Below are 16,346 nucleotides of genomic sequence, written 5' to 3' on the forward strand. Positions count from 1 at the left end.
GAACAACAAGAAGAAAGAGGCGGCGGCCAAGTTCAAGGAGCTGATTGCCAAATACGGCATCCAGCTGATCGTCATCGGCAACGGCACCGGCTCGCGGGAGACGGAGCAGTTCACCGCCGAGGTTATCGCCGAGATCGGTGATCCGGAACTGGCGTACCTGATCGTTAACGAAGCGGGCGCCAGCGTCTATTCCGCCTCCAAGCTTGCGGCGGAGGAGTTCCCGGATCTGGATGTGGCCGAGCGCAGCGCGGCATCGATTGCCCGCCGTGTGCAGGACCCGCTGGCGGAGCTGGTGAAGATCGACCCGAAGGCGATCGGGGTCGGGCAGTACCAGCATGACGTCTCCCAGAAGATTCTTGAGGAGAGTCTTAAGGCTGTCGTGGAATCAGCCGTTAACCATGTCGGCGTTGATGTGAACACGGCTTCACCGTCTCTGCTCTCTTATGTAGCGGGAGTTAACTCGACCATCGCCAAAAATATCGTGAAGTTCCGCGAGGAGAACGGCAAGTTCATGACCCGTAAGCAGCTGCAGAAGGTGCCGCGCCTCGGCGCGAAATCCTACGAGCAGTGCATCGGCTTCCTGCGTATCCCCGAAGGGGATAACACGCTGGACCGGACGCCGATCCATCCGGAGTCTTATCCGGTGGTGGACCGTCTGTTCCGCGAGCTGGGGCTGGACGTTGCGAAGCTCGGCAGCAAGGAGGTCGCGGCACAGCTCGATGCGCAGGATGCCGCCGAGCTGGCCGTGAAGCTGGATGTCGGCGTGCCTACGCTGCGCGACATCCTGGAGAGCCTGCAGCGCCCGGGCCGCGATCCGCGCGAGGAGCTGCCGCTGCCGATCTTCCGCACCGATGTGCTGAAGATCGAGGACCTCGTTCCCGGCATGGAGATGCAGGGAACCGTCCGCAACGTAATCGATTTCGGCGCCTTCGTCGACATCGGCATCAAGAACGACGGGCTGGTGCATATTTCCCAGCTCAGCGGCAGCTTCGTCAAGCATCCGATGGACGTTGTCTCCGTGGGGGACAACGTTACCGTCTGGGTGCTTGGCGTGGACCTCAAGAAAGGCCGGGTCAGCCTGACCATGCGCCAGCCGCGTGAGGTTGCCGGAAGCGTGAAATAGATAGAACTGCGCTTGGACAAATGTTTAAGTGAGAAGAAGATTGAACAGCCAGAAATAGGCTGAAACAGAGGATGTCCCATTAACCGGGTAACGGCGGTTAGGGACATCCTTTTGTTGTTCCGGCATATCACACTGTTACCGGAGAACCCGTGCCAGAGTGAGGCTTTTTTCCTGGTAATCCTGGCGGCTTATGTCTTAGCCGTTTGATTCTCCTTACAGTCGGGTAAAATTAGACATACAACCCTTAGGAGAAAGGAAGTAATTTTATGCTATGGGGATTAATCGGACTGGTTATTGTAGCATGGCTGTTAGGCTTTATCTTTGATGTTATGGGCGGTCTTATTCATATTCTGCTCATTGTCGCGCTGGTGCTGTTCGTGGTCAACCTGTTCCGGGGCCGTTCCCGGAATTAGTTAGGTACCTGACAGATACCTGACAGATTATAAGTTACAGCGGGCTTAACCCGTTAAGAACTACAGCCTCTTGCAAATCAGAGGCTGTAGTTCTTTTTTTACATTAGAAAGTACAATATCATTTACTTATTGTAGTATTTTTTATAATCAACCATGAGGTGAGGAAATGAGAGAGAAAACCTTTGTACTGGCACCGGACTCCTTCAAAGAGAGCATGAGCGCCAAGGAAGTCTGCGTTGCAATGGAAAAAGGGCTGCGGAAGATTTATCCCGAAGCTGAATATATCCATGTTCCGATGGCGGATGGCGGGGAAGGGACGGTGCAGTCTCTTGTGGATGCTTCCGGCGGGCAGATGTATTCGAAGGAAGTGACGGGACCGCTGGGTCAGCCGGTTACTGCACAGTATGGCATTATGGGCGACGGCCTGACAGCAGCCATTGAGATGGCATCGGCCAGCGGAATCCAGCTTGTAGACAAGGCGGACCGCAATCCGCTGATCACCACCACCTATGGCACCGGCGAACTGATCAAGGAATGTCTCGACCGGGGGATCGGCAGCATCATTATCGGTATAGGCGGCAGTGCGACGAATGACGGAGGCACAGGGATGGCCGAGGCGCTCGGGGCAAAATTCCTTGATGCCGCGGGAGACGAGCTTCCGCGCGGAGGCGGCAGTCTGGGCCGGCTGGCCAGCATTGATATCTCGGCGCTTGATGAGCGGCTGCAGCAGGTTCAGCTGATTGTGGCCTGCGATGTGACGAATCCGCTGTGCGGCGAGCGGGGCGCATCCGTTGTGTTCGGGCCGCAAAAAGGCGCTACGCCTGAGCGGGTCCGGCAGCTTGATGCCAACCTGGCCCGCTATGCGGACGTTGTAAAAGAGCAGCTGGGCAAGGACGTGCGCGACCTTCCGGGAGCGGGGGCTGCCGGAGGGCTTGGCGCGGGACTTATGATCTTTACACAGGCGGTTCTGCAGCGGGGGATCGAGATTGTGATCGAATATACCGGACTTAAGCAAAAGCTGGCGGCTGCCGATCTGGTATTCACCGGTGAAGGCGGTATTGACTTCCAGACCAAGTTCGGCAAAACACCTTACGGCGTTGCCTCCACCGCCAAAGCCAGCGGCAAAAGGGTCATTGCGCTGGCCGGCTACATCGGCGAAGGCATTGATACGCTGTATGCTGAAGGCATCGATGCGATCTTCGGCATCGTTCCCGGCGCGGGCGAGCTGGAAAAGCTGCTGAAGGACGGTCCGGCTAATGTCGAACGGACCTGCGAGAATATCGCCAGAGTGCTGAGGCTGAGCGAAGAAGCATAGAAAGGGGCACGGGTAAAAAGAGGCTGTCTCCCAAGTAAATTTATCTACGAGAGGGGCATCCTCTTTAGGATAGGGTAAAGGATTACTTGTACAATGCCAGCAAACTGTAGGTGAGCTCAAACAGCAGATTCCGCGGATCTTTGCCGGTTAGGCTCTCGATGCGCTTCAGCCGGTATTGCAGCGTGTTGCGGTGGAGATTCAGCGCCTCGGAGGTTTGCGCGACACTGCAGTTATGGTTAATGAAGCTCCGCAGCGTTTCTAGCAGGTCGGCTGTGTCCTCCAGCTTTACGAGGGTGCCCGCTTGGCCGGTCAGCGGCGTGCAGTCCTGCTGATTCTGTACCAGGATCAGCCAGCTATTCTCCTCAATCCGGAAGGAAGGGTGCTTAAGCAGCGGAAATGCCGATGACGCCAACCCGGGTATCGCCGGTAACAATCGGTTCGTTGGTGCCTTTTCGCTCGTTACGTCCATCACTCCAGACCTATATAAATGATCCCCGGTTTTTTATTGTACATTTTTTAGCAACCTTATCCAGATTTAACCGTCTATTGATTATAAGCCATAACGATAGGAGGGATTTCATGCACACTGCAAGAACATTAGGCAGAGTGGCGCTGACAGCAGCGATGCTGGTCCTTGCCGCCTGCAGCAATACTCCTGCAGCGGAACCGGACACTACGGCTACGCCTGTACAAACCGCGCAGCCTCAGATTGAACCAACGCCCAGCCCTGCAGAAAGCACTCCGCCGGAGAGTCAGCCCCCGGCTACTTCGGCACCATCAGCTACGGCATCCACAGCACCGGCGGAACCTGTAGAACCTGAAGAGGGAATGCCTCCAACGGCGCTGGAATCGGCGAAGACGGTGATGAGGGCACTGGAAAACGGCAACATGAACACTCTGTCCGACTGGGTGTCACGCGATAAAGGCGTACGGTTCTCACCGTATGCTTATGTAGATACCACCAAAGATCTGATATTTACCCAGGAGGAAATAAAGGGCTTGATGAAGGACCCGACCAAGCGGGTGTGGAGAGAATTTGCCGGATCCGGCGACCTCATTGAGTTGACCTTTGCGGAGTATTACAAGAAATTTGTGTATGATGCAGACTTTATGAATAAGGCGGAGATTGCCTTGAATAAAGGCCTGGGCCAGGGGACAACGATAAACAACCTTAATGAAGTATACCCTGCAGACCGCTATGATTTTGTTGAATACCATATCAGCGGCCTAGATCCGAAATATGAGGGAATGGACTGGCGCAGCCTGCGGCTGGTCTTTGAGAAGATCGGGCAAGATCATGCGCTTGTGGGCATTATACACGATCAATGGACACCGTAAGAATGGATCAACAGTAAAAAAGAAGCGGCTGAACCACCCTTTGGATAAGGGCGGGCAGCCGTTTTTTGCTGTATTACCGGATATAGTCCAGTGCAGTGCATTTTAACATGTGTGCATTAGCTAGGAATAGGAGCTCCAAGGAAGGGCAATAACGCCACACAGAACAGGCCGCATCTGCCCTTTAATGAGGCAGATACGGCCTGCATATATTCCAGCTTTATTTTGAGCTGTTGGAGGTAGACGAGCGGGTGGCTTCGGTCAACGATTTAGCAACTGCAGTGTAGCCTTCCGGCAGGTAGGCCAAAGCTGATGCGCTGGAGATCACCTGCGGATACATTTTACCGGGTTCAGGCTTAGTAACTTTGAAGTAGATCACAGCTGTCTTATTTTTGCCGAACTCGATCCGTTCGATGGACAGGCCGTAGCCCGGATTCGGCAGATTGCTGACGGTTACGGTAGCTTTATTAACGCCTTCGCCGGCTTTTTCAAGCTTCACGTCTGCTTCGTATTCATAGGCCGGAGCGGGTGTGCTGTCATCCGGAGTAATTACTTCTTTGGCGAATTTCGCTGCATCATAAATCCATACCGCCGCTTCACTGCGGGTGACCGGATCGGTCGGACGGAAGGTATTGTCTTTGCCTAAAGTGACAATATGCGTGTTGACCAGAATCTGCAGGCTGTTCATCTGCTCTGTAGTGAGCTTGTCGCCATCCGAAATGTTGGCATACATCATCGTTACCGGGAAATTGCCTTTGCTCTGCAGCGCCTGGGTCAGCAGGTGTGCGAACTGGGCACGGGTAATAGAGCTGTTAGGGTCAACCGTCCGGTCCAGGGATAAGCCGTTCTGCTTGGCCGTTATGAAGGCGGCTGTATACCAGGACTTATCTTTCACTTTGTCGAAGTAGTCGCTTGCCTTGGCCGAGCCGCTAGTCGGGGTCAGCTTCAGGCCGCTGACGATAAACTGGATACCTTGGGCAAAAGTTACTTTTGCCTTCGGTGCAAACATATCACTTGTCACCCCGTTAACAATCCCCTCACTGTGCAATGCATTGATTTTTGCTTCGGCGGCATTGCCCTTCATATCGGAAAAGGCAAAAGCCGATGTTCCCAAAGGTACACTTGCTGCCAGGATCCCGCACGCTATTGTTAGTTTTTTAGCGTTCGTCTGGAAGGATAATTTCTTCATAGTGCCTCACCTCTTATACTCATAGATGGCCCAAAGCCGCAAAAGGTTGCAGGCCGCTATAAATTAATTGCAAATTTTAACGGACAGCCGTGCACAGCCTCCAGTTCTTCGCTCCTGTACGTATTATCGCCAATATCAGAACCTGTCCATTCATTGATCAAAAGCGGGGTTTCGCAGTACACTTAGAAAATGGCAGCGCTATTATATACTTATTAAAGCTCATGACAGGAGAACATAGATGAATCAGCAGCAACGGACAGAACGGATGAATATCGGGATTTTTGCCCATGTCGATGCCGGGAAAACGACTACGACGGAGCATATTCTATATGAGAGCGGACGCATCCGCGCCCTGGGCAGTGTGGACAGCGGAACAGCGGTGACGGATTCGATGGAGGTGGAGCGGCAGCGGGGAATTTCGGTGCGGGCGGCACTGGCCTCTTTTACCTGGCAAGGAGTGGAGGTGAATCTGGTGGATACGCCGGGGCATGTCGATTTTCTGTCTGAGGTGGAGCGGAGTCTGCGGGTTATGGACTGCGCGGTGCTGATTCTGTCGGCGGTTGAAGGGGTGCAGGCGCAGAGCGAGATGATCTGGAATGCGCTGCGCAAGCTGGGGATTCCTACGCTGATTTTTGTGAATAAAATGGACCGGACTGGCGCTGATCCGGAGGCTGTGCTGGCACAGGCGCGCACTTATCTGTCCGGGGACATTATTCCGGTGCAGCAGCCGCTCGGGAAGGAACAGGAATACTCAGGTGCGGCCGATCTATGGGACGCATATGCGGACGCCGCTGCGCGGACTGAACTGCTGGAGGCGCTGGCGGAACGGGATGAGGCGCTGCTGGAACTCTACATGTCAGGCGGGGAGCCGGATCTGTCTAATTGGAAAAGAGAGATGCAAGCAGCTTCCGCCGCAGGGCGGTTGTTCCCGCTCGTGTACGGTGTGGCCGCCAAAGGTCTGGGTATAACGGAGCTGCTGAACGCGATGATCGACTACTTCCCCCGGGCAGGCGGTGATGCCTCACAGCCGTTGTCCGGCCTCGTGTACAATATTCAGCGGGACAAAAGCATGGGCCGTATGGCCTTCGTCCGCCTCTACCAAGGCTCGATCCGCAACCGTGATACGGTAACGAACTACTCCCAGGAGGTTCAGGCTAAAGTCACGCAGATCCGCAAAGTGGAGGGCGGGCGCACGGAGGATGTCGGGTCCCTTGCAGCAGGAGACATTGCAGTGGTCTACGGCCTGTCCGGCGTGCGGATCGGTGATGTGCTGGGCAGTCCGGATGCTATTCCGCAGGAGGCGAAGCTGGCTGTTCCGCTGCTGACCGTGCGTGTCTTCTGGGGAGCAGACACCGATGACCACAAGGTGATCGGTGCGCTGCAGGAGCTGGCGGATGAAGATCCGCAGCTGGGTGCGGAGTGGCTGCCGGAGGAACGCGAGCTGCATATCAAGGTGATGGGGCCGATCCAGCTGGAGGTGCTGAACAGTGTGCTGGAGAGCCGATATGGCCTGAAGGTTACCTTCGGCCCGCCGTCAGTGATCTACAAAGAAACGCCAAGGGGCACCGGCGAAGGGTACATCGCCTACCTGATGCCGAAGCCATGCTGGGCAATTCTGCGCTTCCATATTGAACCGGGTCCGCCGGGTAGCGGCCTGGTATATGAATCGGTTGTGCGCAGCTCCGACCTGCTGCCGCAGTACCAGAACGAGACCGCACGCCGTGTACCGGAAGTGCTGCAGCAGGGACTTTACGGCTGGGAGGTCACCGACCTCAAGGTGACACTGGTGGAGGGGAACCACCATGTGTGGCATACCCATCCGCTGGATTTCGCCGTAGCCACGCCGATGGGCATCATGGACGGGCTGAACCGAATCGGCACCCGGCTGCTGGAGCCAATCCTTGCCGTACGCATCGTTGTGCCGGAGGAGAACGCCGGCCGCGTGATGAACGACCTCGTGCAGATGCGCGGCAGCTTCGAGCCGCTCGTCCTGCAGGGGGAGCGGATGATTATCGAGGGCCGGCTGCCGCTGGCAACGTCGCTGGATTATCCGGTGACGCTCAGCTCCTATACGAAGGGGCGTAGCACCTTCACTTCCGCTTTTGCCGCCTACGAGCCATGCCCGCCGGATGTCCAAGCCGAGCGCACCCGCCGGGGGGTGAACCCGCTCGATCAGGCGAAGTACATCCTGAGCGTGCGGAAGGCGCTGCAGGGGTAGTTCATGAAAATCTGCTAACAGGAAAAGGAGGCGTTATCTTTGCGGCGACTGCTTACGCTGGCTTTCAATCTGTCTTTAAGTCTTGCAATACTATCCGGCTGCACTGCAATACAGCAGGAGAATCTGACTGAACAATCGCAGGAGACGGTTCCTTATCCGGAATCCACCCCCGCTGAAGCAACAGAAACAGCTCCGGCCGCCCAGCCGGACCCGGAGTCTGATTATGCGATCTCGCTAAAGGGTAACCTGCTGTCTCTGCATGACAGCAATGACGAGGTAGATTTGTCAGCCCTGCTGGGTACTCCTCTTACAGAAAAAACATATACGCTACAGAAAGCTGATACATTAACAGGTTCATTTATGCAGGAGTTAACGTTTCCGGGACTGGAAATGCAGCTCTTTTCGCCAAAGCAGGATGGTAAGTCCTTCTGGATCATGAATATGCGGATTACAGACGCCGCCTATGTTACTTCCAAGGGATTGCGTGTCGGGATGCTGCTTAAGGACTTGAAGACTGTATATCCTGATATTCAGCCTAACAACGGTAATGACGCTGATCCGGAAAATAGCACGTATGAGATTGGATCACAGGAAACCTATGACTACGCCCGTTATGAATTGAAAGAGGGGGTTATCCGTGAAATCTATCTCCACCATGATATTCCTTAAAAACAGCACTTCCGGCGCGCCTCAGTTCGGGTGAAAGGCAGATTTCTCCGGCGGGATGAGAATAGTGTGGTTACAATAAGTTACAAATGTTTATTATCCAGTAAATAAACAATGTGATGGCTGAATAGACTACATTATTTGATGATAAGGAGTTTTGCAAATGGTCATCTGGGGAACGCTCATTTCAATTGTAACCGCTGTTATTTTGTCCGCGTTTATTGGCCCTTACGGGCTGCTGACGCTGCTCGCCGTAGGTTTTGGTTTCCTGTTCAGTATCCACTCCAGAATCCGGGATATTCAGAATGATCTGCAGCAGATCAAGCAGAAGCTGGGTATAACGGACACCGTAGAGTCTGCGGTGAGCAATGAGGAGATCGAAGCGGAGCTGGAGCAGGAGATGGCGTTGGAGAAATAGAAGGAGTAAGACAAGAAAGGTGCAGAATTACGACCAGTTTATTTGAAACGCTTGCACACGGAGACGGAGGCAGCAGAGTGCGCACGATTATATATTTTATCCGCCATGCGGAATCGCTTTATGCTGAAGGGCAGGAGAGGTCAAGAGGGTTATCTGAACGGGGAATGGGGGATGCGTTCCGGGTCCAGACCCTTTTGCAAAATGAATCGGTTGATGGGTTTGTCTCCAGTCCCTATGAGCGGGCGGTACAGACGATTAAGCCCCTGGCGGAGGCTATGTGCAAGGAGATTATTATTGTAGAGGACCTGAGGGAAAGAACAATCGGGGATATAGGCGGGCTGAGCTTTCCGGCAGCTAAGCAAAGGGTGTATCAGGACTTCCATCTGGCGTTTGCGGACGGTGAATCCAGCGCTGCGGCTCAGACCAGAGGGGTGCAGGCGCTGGAACGGCTGTTGGAGGAATATGCAGGCATGACCTTGGCGCTCGGAACCCACGGCGATATCATGACGCTGATGCTGAACCATTTTGATCCCCAGCAGTTTACTTACGAGTTTTGGAAGTCTACCTCTATGCCGGATATTTATAAGGCGGAGTTTGAGGGTAGGCGGCTGTTGAGTGTGGTCAGAGCATGGGAACAACGGCCCTGATGGTGTGATAGTCTAAACACCCTTGAATGAAAATTCAGGGGTTTGTTTAGGTTCCTTATACAGCAATATCCTCCTTCACTCCGTTACCTCCTCCCCCGCCTTCTTCCGCGCCCGGAACCGCCGTACTTTCATCAGATTCCCGCAGAGCTTATCATCACAATAGCGCTTCGAGCGGTTGCGGGTGTCGTCATAGTAGACCCAGAGGCAGTCGGGATTATCGCAGATGCGGATACGGGAAGTCTCTTTCTCTAATACAGCTTCAGCAAAAGAAGCTGCGATCTCGGCCATGATCTGTCCCCAATCGCTACGCTGCGGCAGGAGAGAGAGCTCCGGCGGCTTGTCCAGCTTCCGCACGATTTGCCGGATGGACGGGCCTTCGGCCATATATCTGTTCAGTTGGTCCAGCAGCGTCTGATCTGGCTGGTCCCCCTGCACCAGCTTTTGGACTTCCGCCCACAGCAAGCTGCGCAGTTCCTTGAGCTGGTGCAATTCCACTGCCGCAGGGGGAGCTGACGCCGGCAGATCATGCTGCGCCAGCCACTCCGTCAGCCACTGCTGATCCTCAAGCCGGTCCTTGTCATGGCTCCGGTCACCTGTCCGCCAATCCCGCCAGTAACTGTTAATATAATCATCCCACAGCACGGTTCATCCCTCCTTTCGAGCTCATTCTTTCCTCTGATTGTAACAGTTAAAACTTAATTTTGCTAGTTACTTGAATCGTCTGTAAGTATATGCTACATTTTTATCGTAACCATTATGATCGTGTTTAAGTAGTTACACAACAATAACTTGCAGGAGGTAAAACATGCAGAATAAGATCAGTGATGTTTTGCTGGAAAACTGGGATTATGCCATGGATATCGAGGATTGGGCACCGCCGCTGAGCGCTGCGCTGGAGGGTGTGAACGCTGAGCAGGCCAGCTGGAAGCCGGGAGCGGCAGGAAACTCGATCTGGGAGACCGTCAACCATCTGACGTACTATAAAGAACGGCTGCTGATCAAGCTTAAGGGCCTGCCGAAGCTTCCGGACTTAGAGAGTAATGATGCTACTTTTACCGTAACGGAGAACGGCGAAGAGGCCTGGGGCCAGGCCGTTGCCAAGCTGAAATCAGTCCACGCATCCTTGCGTGAGATTATTGAAGCACTGGAAGAAGGCGCCTATGACTGGGGCGGTTCAGGGCATGCTCCAGGCGAGGAAGTGATGAGCCTGATCCTGCATGATTGCTACCATACCGGACAGATTGTTCTGGTCCGTAAGCTGCAGGGCTCCTGGCCTTCGCACCGCAGCTTTAACTGAATAACTACTGCTGCTCCTCAAGCCGCACCTTCTACTGCCAGGGTCAACCCGGGCAGCTGAGGTGCGGCTGTTTTGTTTCAAGACAAAAATTCCGGGGTTAATGGATGCTATAACAGCTTGAATTTGAAGGGAGAGATTGATGATGGAACCGAATTACAAGGACAGAAGTGTTGAAGTGGAACGGACAGAGGTACACAAGCGATCGGATTCCAGCGTTGTCGCATCCACCTTTATCAAATATGCCGCGTATATTATTATTATTTTCGGAATTCTGTTCTTCCTGGTGAGATACGTCTTCCCGATGTTCTAATTCCCGGATGACTTTCCGGCCACTCAAAAAGCCGCGCCTACCTTAGCAGTAGACGCGGCTTTTGCTTTTCAAGCGATTCGCAATCTGAATCCTATACTTCCCTGTGAACGTAGTCACGGGATTCACCGGAATTGCGGTAAAAGAACCAGCATTCGTTCAGCATTTTGATCTGGCGCCGGTCTTTTTTGAAATATGCCTTCATGAGCTGATGGCAGAGCCACTGTGGCAAGTGTACCCCTCCTCTAAGCATGCTTCCTATGTACAGATAGCATATGGGGAAAGGTGCCCAAAGGTGCGGCGGAGGTTAGCGAACCGGCAGATTCTGCAGTGGGAAAAAGGCTTAATGCACGCCTTCTTCTTCCTCTTCGTACCACTGCTCCAGCTGCGCCTGCAGTGCGCGGATCTCCGTCAGCAGCGAGATAAGCGGGTAATTATTCTCCTGAATGGAGGCAAAGGCGCTCTCCAGCCGGTTAATATATTCCAGCCCTGATACCAGCTTGTACCCTTCACGCAAAAGCTCCAGGGAATCACATTCGGCAACCGCCAGCGGCAGGTCCGGCACATTATCCGCGGTCAGCTTGTCAATCTCTTTATTGAGGCGAAGATTAAGGGCGCTCAATTGGTACGCATATTCCTCAGGCATTTCTACAAACTGCAGTTCCTGGTGCTGCTGCAAAATTACATACCGCATTTTCGGCATAACTCAGTCTCCCTCCGTACTTGTCTTCCTTCTTGACAGTTTAGCCTATGGGCAAGTTACAATTCAAGTAGAGATGTTATTTTCTGTAGAGAGGACTTGTGGGAGGACGCTATGACCAGTATGAGCATGAGCAATGAAGAGCTGCAGCAGTGGATTGAACGGGTATCGCTCAGCAGCTTTGGCGTGCCGTTCCGGCACAAGGCCAGCTTTAACAGCAGACTTACGACGACGGGCGGACGGTACTTTACAAAAGCCATAATATAGAGATTAATCCGCAGCAGCTTGCCATGTATGGACATGAAGAGACCGAGAAGATTATTAAGCATGAGCTCTGCCACTATCATCTGCATCTGGCGAAGCGGGGATATATGCACCGGGATGCCGATTTCAAAAGCCTGCTGGCTAAGGTCGGCGGAAGCCGCTACTGCCAGAGTCTGCCCGGAGCCAAGGCGCGGAAGCCCCAGCCTTACCGCTATAAGCTGGTATGCACCGCCTGTTCCACCGAGTACCCGCGCAAGCGCAAGGCCGATCCGAAACGCTACCGCTGCGGTAACTGTGCGGGCAAGCTGAAGCTGGTCGCCCTGGAAGAAGGTAAAGGTCCCGTTACTTGATCACGAGGCCGAGCAGTCCGGCGAAGGAAGCCGCCTGATCGGGAGAAATGATGCAGCCCGGCAGATCTTCTATGTCCACCAGCAGTCCGGTGAATTCACAGCTGCTTAGGTCCGTATCCTTCAGCCTGACGCCGGCCATGACAGCCTGATCAATCTTGCATTCCTCGAACGAGACCTTTTGGAAGATGCTTTGATAGTAATCGCTGCTAACCAGTGAACTCTGCTCGAAGGAGATCAGCTTCAGATTCCCGAACCGGAAACTGGCAAAATCGCAGATCGACCCGGTCACCCGGACGTTCTGGAACCGTGCCCTGGTGAAGTCTGTTCCGATCATTTTGCATTGTCTGAATTCTGTCCGGTGGACGAAGGCTTCGCTGAAATTTACGTTCGAGAGGTCGCAGTTCTCAAAGATCACATCCGTCAGCTCGATACCGCGGAGTGAGGAGTCGCTGATGATTACATTTTTGAAGAATACTTTATCGAAGGAGACCTTGTCCGCTTCCTGATATTCGAGCTGTACATCGCTGATGAGGCAGCTGCTGTATTCCTCTTTAGTCTGCAGGGCATCTATATGCTGCGGCGGCAAAAGAGCGGGGTCAGCGATTTTGGGGAGATCGATTTTGTCCTTCATGTAAACCTCCAATTGTAGGTAACAAACTTTTATAAATGAGGATTATCTTTGTCTGGTAATTATTATGCAGTAAACTCTTCTCTGGATGCAAACAAACATTCTTCACTGGAGGGTTTATTTTGCCGTGGGAAACGGGACAATTCTGTTGAAAAACGGCACATTAATCGATGGAACCGGGCGGGCACCAATACATAATGTAACGATAGAAGTTATACACGGCCGATTCGGCAGTATTACACAATATGATGCCGGCAACCAGACAATAAATGAAAATGTACAGGAAATCGACCTGAACGGGCTTGTAATCCTGCCGGGGTTTATTCATGCGCATGCCCACACGAGTTTCAAATATTTGCAGAATGAGCCTCTGCACGGGTATCACAAAGAGTATCTGGCTGCATGCCTTAAAGAGGGGATTACCACGATCCGCGATGAGGGCATGACGACCAATGCGACGATTGACGATGTGATTACACATACGAACGGGCTGGATCCCTTATCTTTTCCGAGAATAATCACCTCAGGCAAAGTATTTACGGCTCCCGGGGGATATGGCGGGCAAGAACCGATTGGGGTGGGAAGCGCGGAGGAAGCCAGGCTTAAGGTGCGTGAGGTACTTACGCAAGGGGTTCACTTCATCAAAACAGCACTTGAAGACGGGTACGACCCCAGCACGTTCGGAATGCCCAAGCTTAATCAGGAGGTTCTTGAAGCCATCTGCCGGGAAGCCGGAGAGATGGGGGCTTATGTGTCTGCTCATGTAACCAGCGCCCATAATCTGCAGATTCTTGTGAATGCCGGAATTAATGATGCTGCACATATGATCTATGACCGTCTGGATGACAGCCTGATCCGGCAGATGAACGACAAGAACATCCGGATTATCCCGACACTCACTGTACTGCAGATGTTCCAGGATAAATTCGGAGCACCGCTGCTAGCACAGGGTATGGATAATGTCCGCAGATTTGTGGAGGCAGGCGGAGAAATCGGCTTGGGTGATGATTTTGTGGAAGAAGAAAGCCCTTGGTACCGGCTGGGCATGCCGTGGGAAGAGATCCGTTTGTTAGGTGAGACTGGACTTACCCCGATGCAAATTATTACAGCAGCAACCTTGAATGGTGCAAAAATATGTAATCTCTCTCACGAGCTTGGGACAGTTGAAACGGGTAAGAAGGCAGATTTGTTTGTAATTGATGGAGACCCGCTGCACGATATAAATAATCTTCGCAAAGTTAAATTTGTTATGAAGGATGGCAATCTCCTATTTCCTTAACGAGGTTCAATAGTTACATAACAAGCGGCAGTCCGGGACGTTCAATCCTTCGTCCATGGCTGCCGTTTTTTTTGTTTGTGGGGTCTTATCCAGACAGCCTCATTTAAGCTGCCCCATCCCCAGATTAACCCGGTAATTTCCAAACTCCAGCAGCTCATCCAAAAAAGCATTCAGCGCCACCTGATCCTCCAGGCGGACGCGCATCCAGTAGCAGCCTTCCCCGCTGACCCGGTGCAGCTCAGCCACACTGTCATGGTTCTTCGCAAACTGCTGAAAAGGGGGATGGGCGGCATTCGAGCTTAAAAACACCGTGATAAAGGCAAGTAGGCTCTGTCCGATTTTGCTTGGATTCCAGCGGACGGTGTAGCCTTCGATAATCTCCAGCTCGCGCATTCTGCGGATTCGTGCGCCTACAGCCTGCCCGGTCATATGTACCTTTTCGCCAATTTCCTTATGGCTGAGCGTCGAGTCGTCAATAAGATATTGCAGAATACGGTAATCCGTATCGTCAATCAGGTAGGAAGTCATTTTTAGTTAATCCTTTCCGGATGAAAGTAGAAGAGGCCGATCTCTTTCGCGCCGCAATGTATAATGCAGGTTAGACATTCTATAATGAATTGTAGCAGAAGACAGCCTGAAGGAAGAGGTGCTTATGATGAAAATTCAACTAATCCGCAATGCGGCCCTATGGCTCGAATACGGCGGTATTACGTTTCTAATCGATCCGATGCTCAGCGAGCAGGGTGTTAATCCGCCGATCGTAAACACAGAGAATGACCGCAGAAATCCGCTGGTACCCCTGCCTGGTCCGGTACAGCAATGGCTGGCTCCGGATGCCCTGCTTGTGACCCACCTGCACCAGGATCACTGGGATGAGGCAGCAGTTTTGCTTTTACCGCATGATCTGCCTTTGCTCTGCCAGGAGGGGAATCAGGAACAGTTTGCTGAACAAGGGTTTAGCAATATCAGAGTAATTCCTGATCAGCAGCCGCTTACCATTCAAGGGGTAACCTTAACGCGTATTGGCGGACAGCATGGCACCGGATCCATCGGAGAGCTGATGGGCAAAGTATCCGGCTTTATTTTTCGGGCTGAAGGCGAACCTGTGCTGTATTTGGCCGGAGACACGATCTGGTGTGAGGAGGTCAAGCAGGCACTGGACGGGCATAGTCCTGACATAATTATCGTAAACGCCGGCGGCGCGCGGTTTGTAACAGGCGGTCATATCACGATGGATGATCAGGATGTAGTGGATGTATGCCGCTATGCACCAGCCGCATCCGTGATCGCCGTGCATATGGACGCAATCAACCATTGCATGGTAACCCGTGAATTACTCAAATCCCGTCTGGAGCAAGAGAATTTGCTGGAGCGTGTAGCTCTTCCGAGGGACGGAGAATGGGTTAATCACAATTATTGACAGTATAGCTTCATATATAATAGTAGAAGTATGGAGAAAGGCCGGAGGATTTGGTTTCCAAATGTAACCGTTTCTAAAAATCCGCCCATCCGCTTGACGGAACCACAAAATCATGATAAATTATTTCTTGTTCATGTTAATGTTCCCTGATAGCTCAGTTGGTAGAGCACTCGACTGTTAATCGAGTTGTCACAGGTTCGAGTCCTGTTCGGGGAGCCATTTACTTGGAGAGATACCCAAGTGGCTATAAGGGGACCCTCTGCTAAGGGGTTAGACTGCGTAAGCGGTGCGAGGGTTCGAATCCCTCTCTCTCCGTTCGAAATTTACTTACTGTATGAAGAGCTCCTGATCGCGGGAGCTTTTTTTATTGTTTACTTATATAATTTCTAAATCTCCCCCTCAGGGAGATTTTTTTGTTGGGGGTATAAGTCTTTTGTCAGCTACTCTAACGCAAAAACTATAGTATACTACAAAATACTATTTTATTCTACCGATGCACCTCGGTGCCCCTTTAATAAATTGAAGGATTGAAGCTGTAAAGAGACAAATGTTATATTATTTGCGCAAAAATAAAGTATTGTATTAGAAAAGGAAAGAAATTCAAAAAAGAATGATCTCTTAAATCCTCTGTTTTCCTCTGTTTTCCTCCTATTTTTGCAATTTAAATAAGTTACTTCACTCATAATTTACAATCATTGTTATATTATCTAACACGAAATTTCGAATTTTATATTAAAAACACACTTTTTTAGTGACGGGCAAATAACCCTGTGTTAA

General features: G+C 52.2%; 17 protein-coding genes, 2 tRNA genes and 3 pseudogenes. 15 read left to right on the plus strand and 7 right to left on the minus strand.

Annotation, left to right across the window (positions count from 1 at the left end; translation table 11 throughout):
- From AQR02_RS33395 to AQR02_RS02105, 3 genes and pseudogenes are all read left to right on the plus strand, one after another.
- Positions 1-1,123: pseudogene (locus AQR02_RS33395) on the plus strand (helix-hairpin-helix domain-containing protein); the annotation flags it as partial.
- Positions 1,124-1,389: 266 nt separating this feature from the next.
- Positions 1,390-1,536 (plus strand): lmo0937 family membrane protein, encoded by a 147-nt coding sequence (locus tag AQR02_RS31780; protein WP_108721960.1) that lies wholly within the window; start codon positions 1,390-1,392, stop codon positions 1,534-1,536.
- A 166-nt stretch (positions 1,537-1,702) separates the two neighbouring features.
- Positions 1,703-2,851 (plus strand): glycerate kinase family protein, encoded by a 1,149-nt coding sequence (locus AQR02_RS02105; protein ID WP_054939184.1) that lies wholly within the window; start codon positions 1,703-1,705, stop codon positions 2,849-2,851.
- Between the two features lie 82 nt (positions 2,852-2,933).
- On the opposite strand, the pseudogene AQR02_RS35420 reads toward AQR02_RS02105, so the two are convergent.
- A pseudogene (locus tag AQR02_RS35420) lies at positions 2,934-3,140 on the minus strand (PucR family transcriptional regulator); the annotation flags it as partial.
- Positions 3,141-3,430: 290 nt separating this feature from the next.
- Between AQR02_RS35420 and AQR02_RS02115 the strand changes: the two are divergent.
- Positions 3,431-4,189 (plus strand): hypothetical protein, encoded by a 759-nt coding sequence (locus AQR02_RS02115; protein ID WP_054939186.1) that lies wholly within the window; start codon positions 3,431-3,433, stop codon positions 4,187-4,189.
- A 217-nt stretch (positions 4,190-4,406) separates the two neighbouring features.
- On the opposite strand, the gene AQR02_RS02120 is transcribed toward AQR02_RS02115, so the two are convergent.
- Positions 4,407-5,375, minus strand: coding sequence for an S-layer homology domain-containing protein (locus AQR02_RS02120; protein WP_054939187.1), 969 nt, complete (start codon positions 5,373-5,375; stop codon positions 4,407-4,409).
- A gap of 238 nt (positions 5,376-5,613) precedes the next feature.
- Here AQR02_RS02120 and AQR02_RS02125 point away from each other — a divergent pair, with 238 nt between their 5' ends.
- From AQR02_RS02125 to AQR02_RS02140, 4 genes are all read left to right on the plus strand, one after another.
- Positions 5,614-7,593, plus strand: coding sequence for a GTP-binding protein (locus AQR02_RS02125; RefSeq protein WP_054939188.1), 1,980 nt, complete (start codon positions 5,614-5,616; stop codon positions 7,591-7,593).
- A 39-nt stretch (positions 7,594-7,632) separates the two neighbouring features.
- The gene (locus AQR02_RS02130; protein ID WP_054939189.1) at positions 7,633-8,262 is read left to right on the plus strand and encodes a hypothetical protein; all 630 of its coding nucleotides are present in this window, start codon (positions 7,633-7,635) and stop codon (positions 8,260-8,262) included.
- A 160-nt stretch (positions 8,263-8,422) separates the two neighbouring features.
- The gene (locus AQR02_RS02135) at positions 8,423-8,677 is read left to right on the plus strand and encodes a hypothetical protein (RefSeq protein ID WP_054939190.1); all 255 of its coding nucleotides are present in this window, start codon (positions 8,423-8,425) and stop codon (positions 8,675-8,677) included.
- A gap of 77 nt (positions 8,678-8,754) precedes the next feature.
- Entirely contained in the window at positions 8,755-9,324 is a 570-nt protein-coding gene (locus AQR02_RS02140) for a histidine phosphatase family protein (protein ID WP_054939191.1), read from the plus strand.
- A 75-nt stretch (positions 9,325-9,399) separates the two neighbouring features.
- Here the strand turns inward: AQR02_RS02140 and AQR02_RS02145 are convergent, their stop codons facing one another.
- Complete coding sequence (locus AQR02_RS02145; protein WP_054939192.1) at positions 9,400-9,966, minus strand: CGNR zinc finger domain-containing protein; 567 nt, start codon at positions 9,964-9,966, stop codon at positions 9,400-9,402.
- Between the two features lie 163 nt (positions 9,967-10,129).
- Between AQR02_RS02145 and AQR02_RS02150 the strand changes: the two genes are divergently transcribed.
- Entirely contained in the window at positions 10,130-10,621 is a 492-nt protein-coding gene (locus AQR02_RS02150; RefSeq protein WP_054939193.1) for a DinB family protein, read from the plus strand.
- A gap of 142 nt (positions 10,622-10,763) precedes the next feature.
- Positions 10,764-10,931, plus strand: a complete 168-nt coding sequence (locus tag AQR02_RS32220; RefSeq protein ID WP_209444214.1) for a hypothetical protein — start codon at positions 10,764-10,766, stop codon at positions 10,929-10,931.
- A 91-nt stretch (positions 10,932-11,022) separates the two neighbouring features.
- On the opposite strand, the gene cmpA is transcribed toward AQR02_RS32220, so the two are convergent.
- A complete protein-coding gene (gene cmpA, locus AQR02_RS31785; protein WP_108721961.1) occupies positions 11,023-11,160 on the minus strand; it encodes a cortex morphogenetic protein CmpA in 138 nt (45 codons plus the stop codon).
- 111 nt (positions 11,161-11,271) lie between these two features.
- Positions 11,272-11,631, minus strand: a complete 360-nt coding sequence (locus AQR02_RS02155) for a hypothetical protein (RefSeq protein WP_054939194.1) — start codon at positions 11,629-11,631, stop codon at positions 11,272-11,274.
- A gap of 126 nt (positions 11,632-11,757) precedes the next feature.
- Here AQR02_RS02155 and AQR02_RS02160 point away from each other — a divergent pair.
- Positions 11,758-12,242 (plus strand): annotated as a pseudogene (locus AQR02_RS02160) (SprT family protein).
- Here the strand turns inward: AQR02_RS02160 and AQR02_RS02165 are convergent.
- Positions 12,235-12,873 (minus strand): pentapeptide repeat-containing protein, encoded by a 639-nt coding sequence (locus AQR02_RS02165; protein WP_054939195.1) that lies wholly within the window; start codon positions 12,871-12,873, stop codon positions 12,235-12,237. The pseudogene AQR02_RS02160 and the gene AQR02_RS02165 sit on opposite strands and share 8 nt — an antisense overlap.
- 85 nt (positions 12,874-12,958) lie before the next feature.
- Here AQR02_RS02165 and AQR02_RS02170 point away from each other — a divergent pair, with 85 nt between their 5' ends.
- Positions 12,959-14,149 carry an amidohydrolase family protein gene (locus AQR02_RS02170; RefSeq protein ID WP_082451577.1) on the plus strand — a complete coding sequence of 397 codons (1,191 nt, stop codon included), beginning with the start codon at positions 12,959-12,961 and terminating at the stop codon, positions 14,147-14,149.
- A 99-nt stretch (positions 14,150-14,248) separates the two neighbouring features.
- On the opposite strand, the gene AQR02_RS02175 is transcribed toward AQR02_RS02170, so the two are convergent.
- Positions 14,249-14,677: an Lrp/AsnC family transcriptional regulator gene (locus AQR02_RS02175; protein ID WP_054939197.1), complete on the minus strand. Its 429-nt coding sequence runs from the start codon at positions 14,675-14,677 to the stop codon at positions 14,249-14,251.
- Between the two features lie 127 nt (positions 14,678-14,804).
- Here AQR02_RS02175 and AQR02_RS02180 point away from each other — a divergent pair, with 127 nt between their 5' ends.
- From AQR02_RS02180 to AQR02_RS02190, 3 genes are all read left to right on the plus strand, one after another.
- A complete protein-coding gene (locus tag AQR02_RS02180) occupies positions 14,805-15,569 on the plus strand; it encodes an MBL fold metallo-hydrolase (RefSeq protein WP_054941954.1) in 765 nt (254 codons plus the stop codon).
- A gap of 143 nt (positions 15,570-15,712) precedes the next feature.
- Positions 15,713-15,788 (plus strand) — tRNA-Asn (locus AQR02_RS02185).
- Between the two features lie 7 nt (positions 15,789-15,795).
- Positions 15,796-15,884: transfer RNA gene (locus AQR02_RS02190), tRNA-Ser, on the plus strand.
- Positions 15,885-16,346 lie beyond the last annotated feature (462 nt).

It is taken from the genome of Paenibacillus ihuae, from assembly GCF_001368795.1.
In the GTDB taxonomy this organism is placed as follows: Bacteria; Bacillota; Bacilli; order Paenibacillales; family Paenibacillaceae; genus Paenibacillus_AQ; species Paenibacillus_AQ ihuae.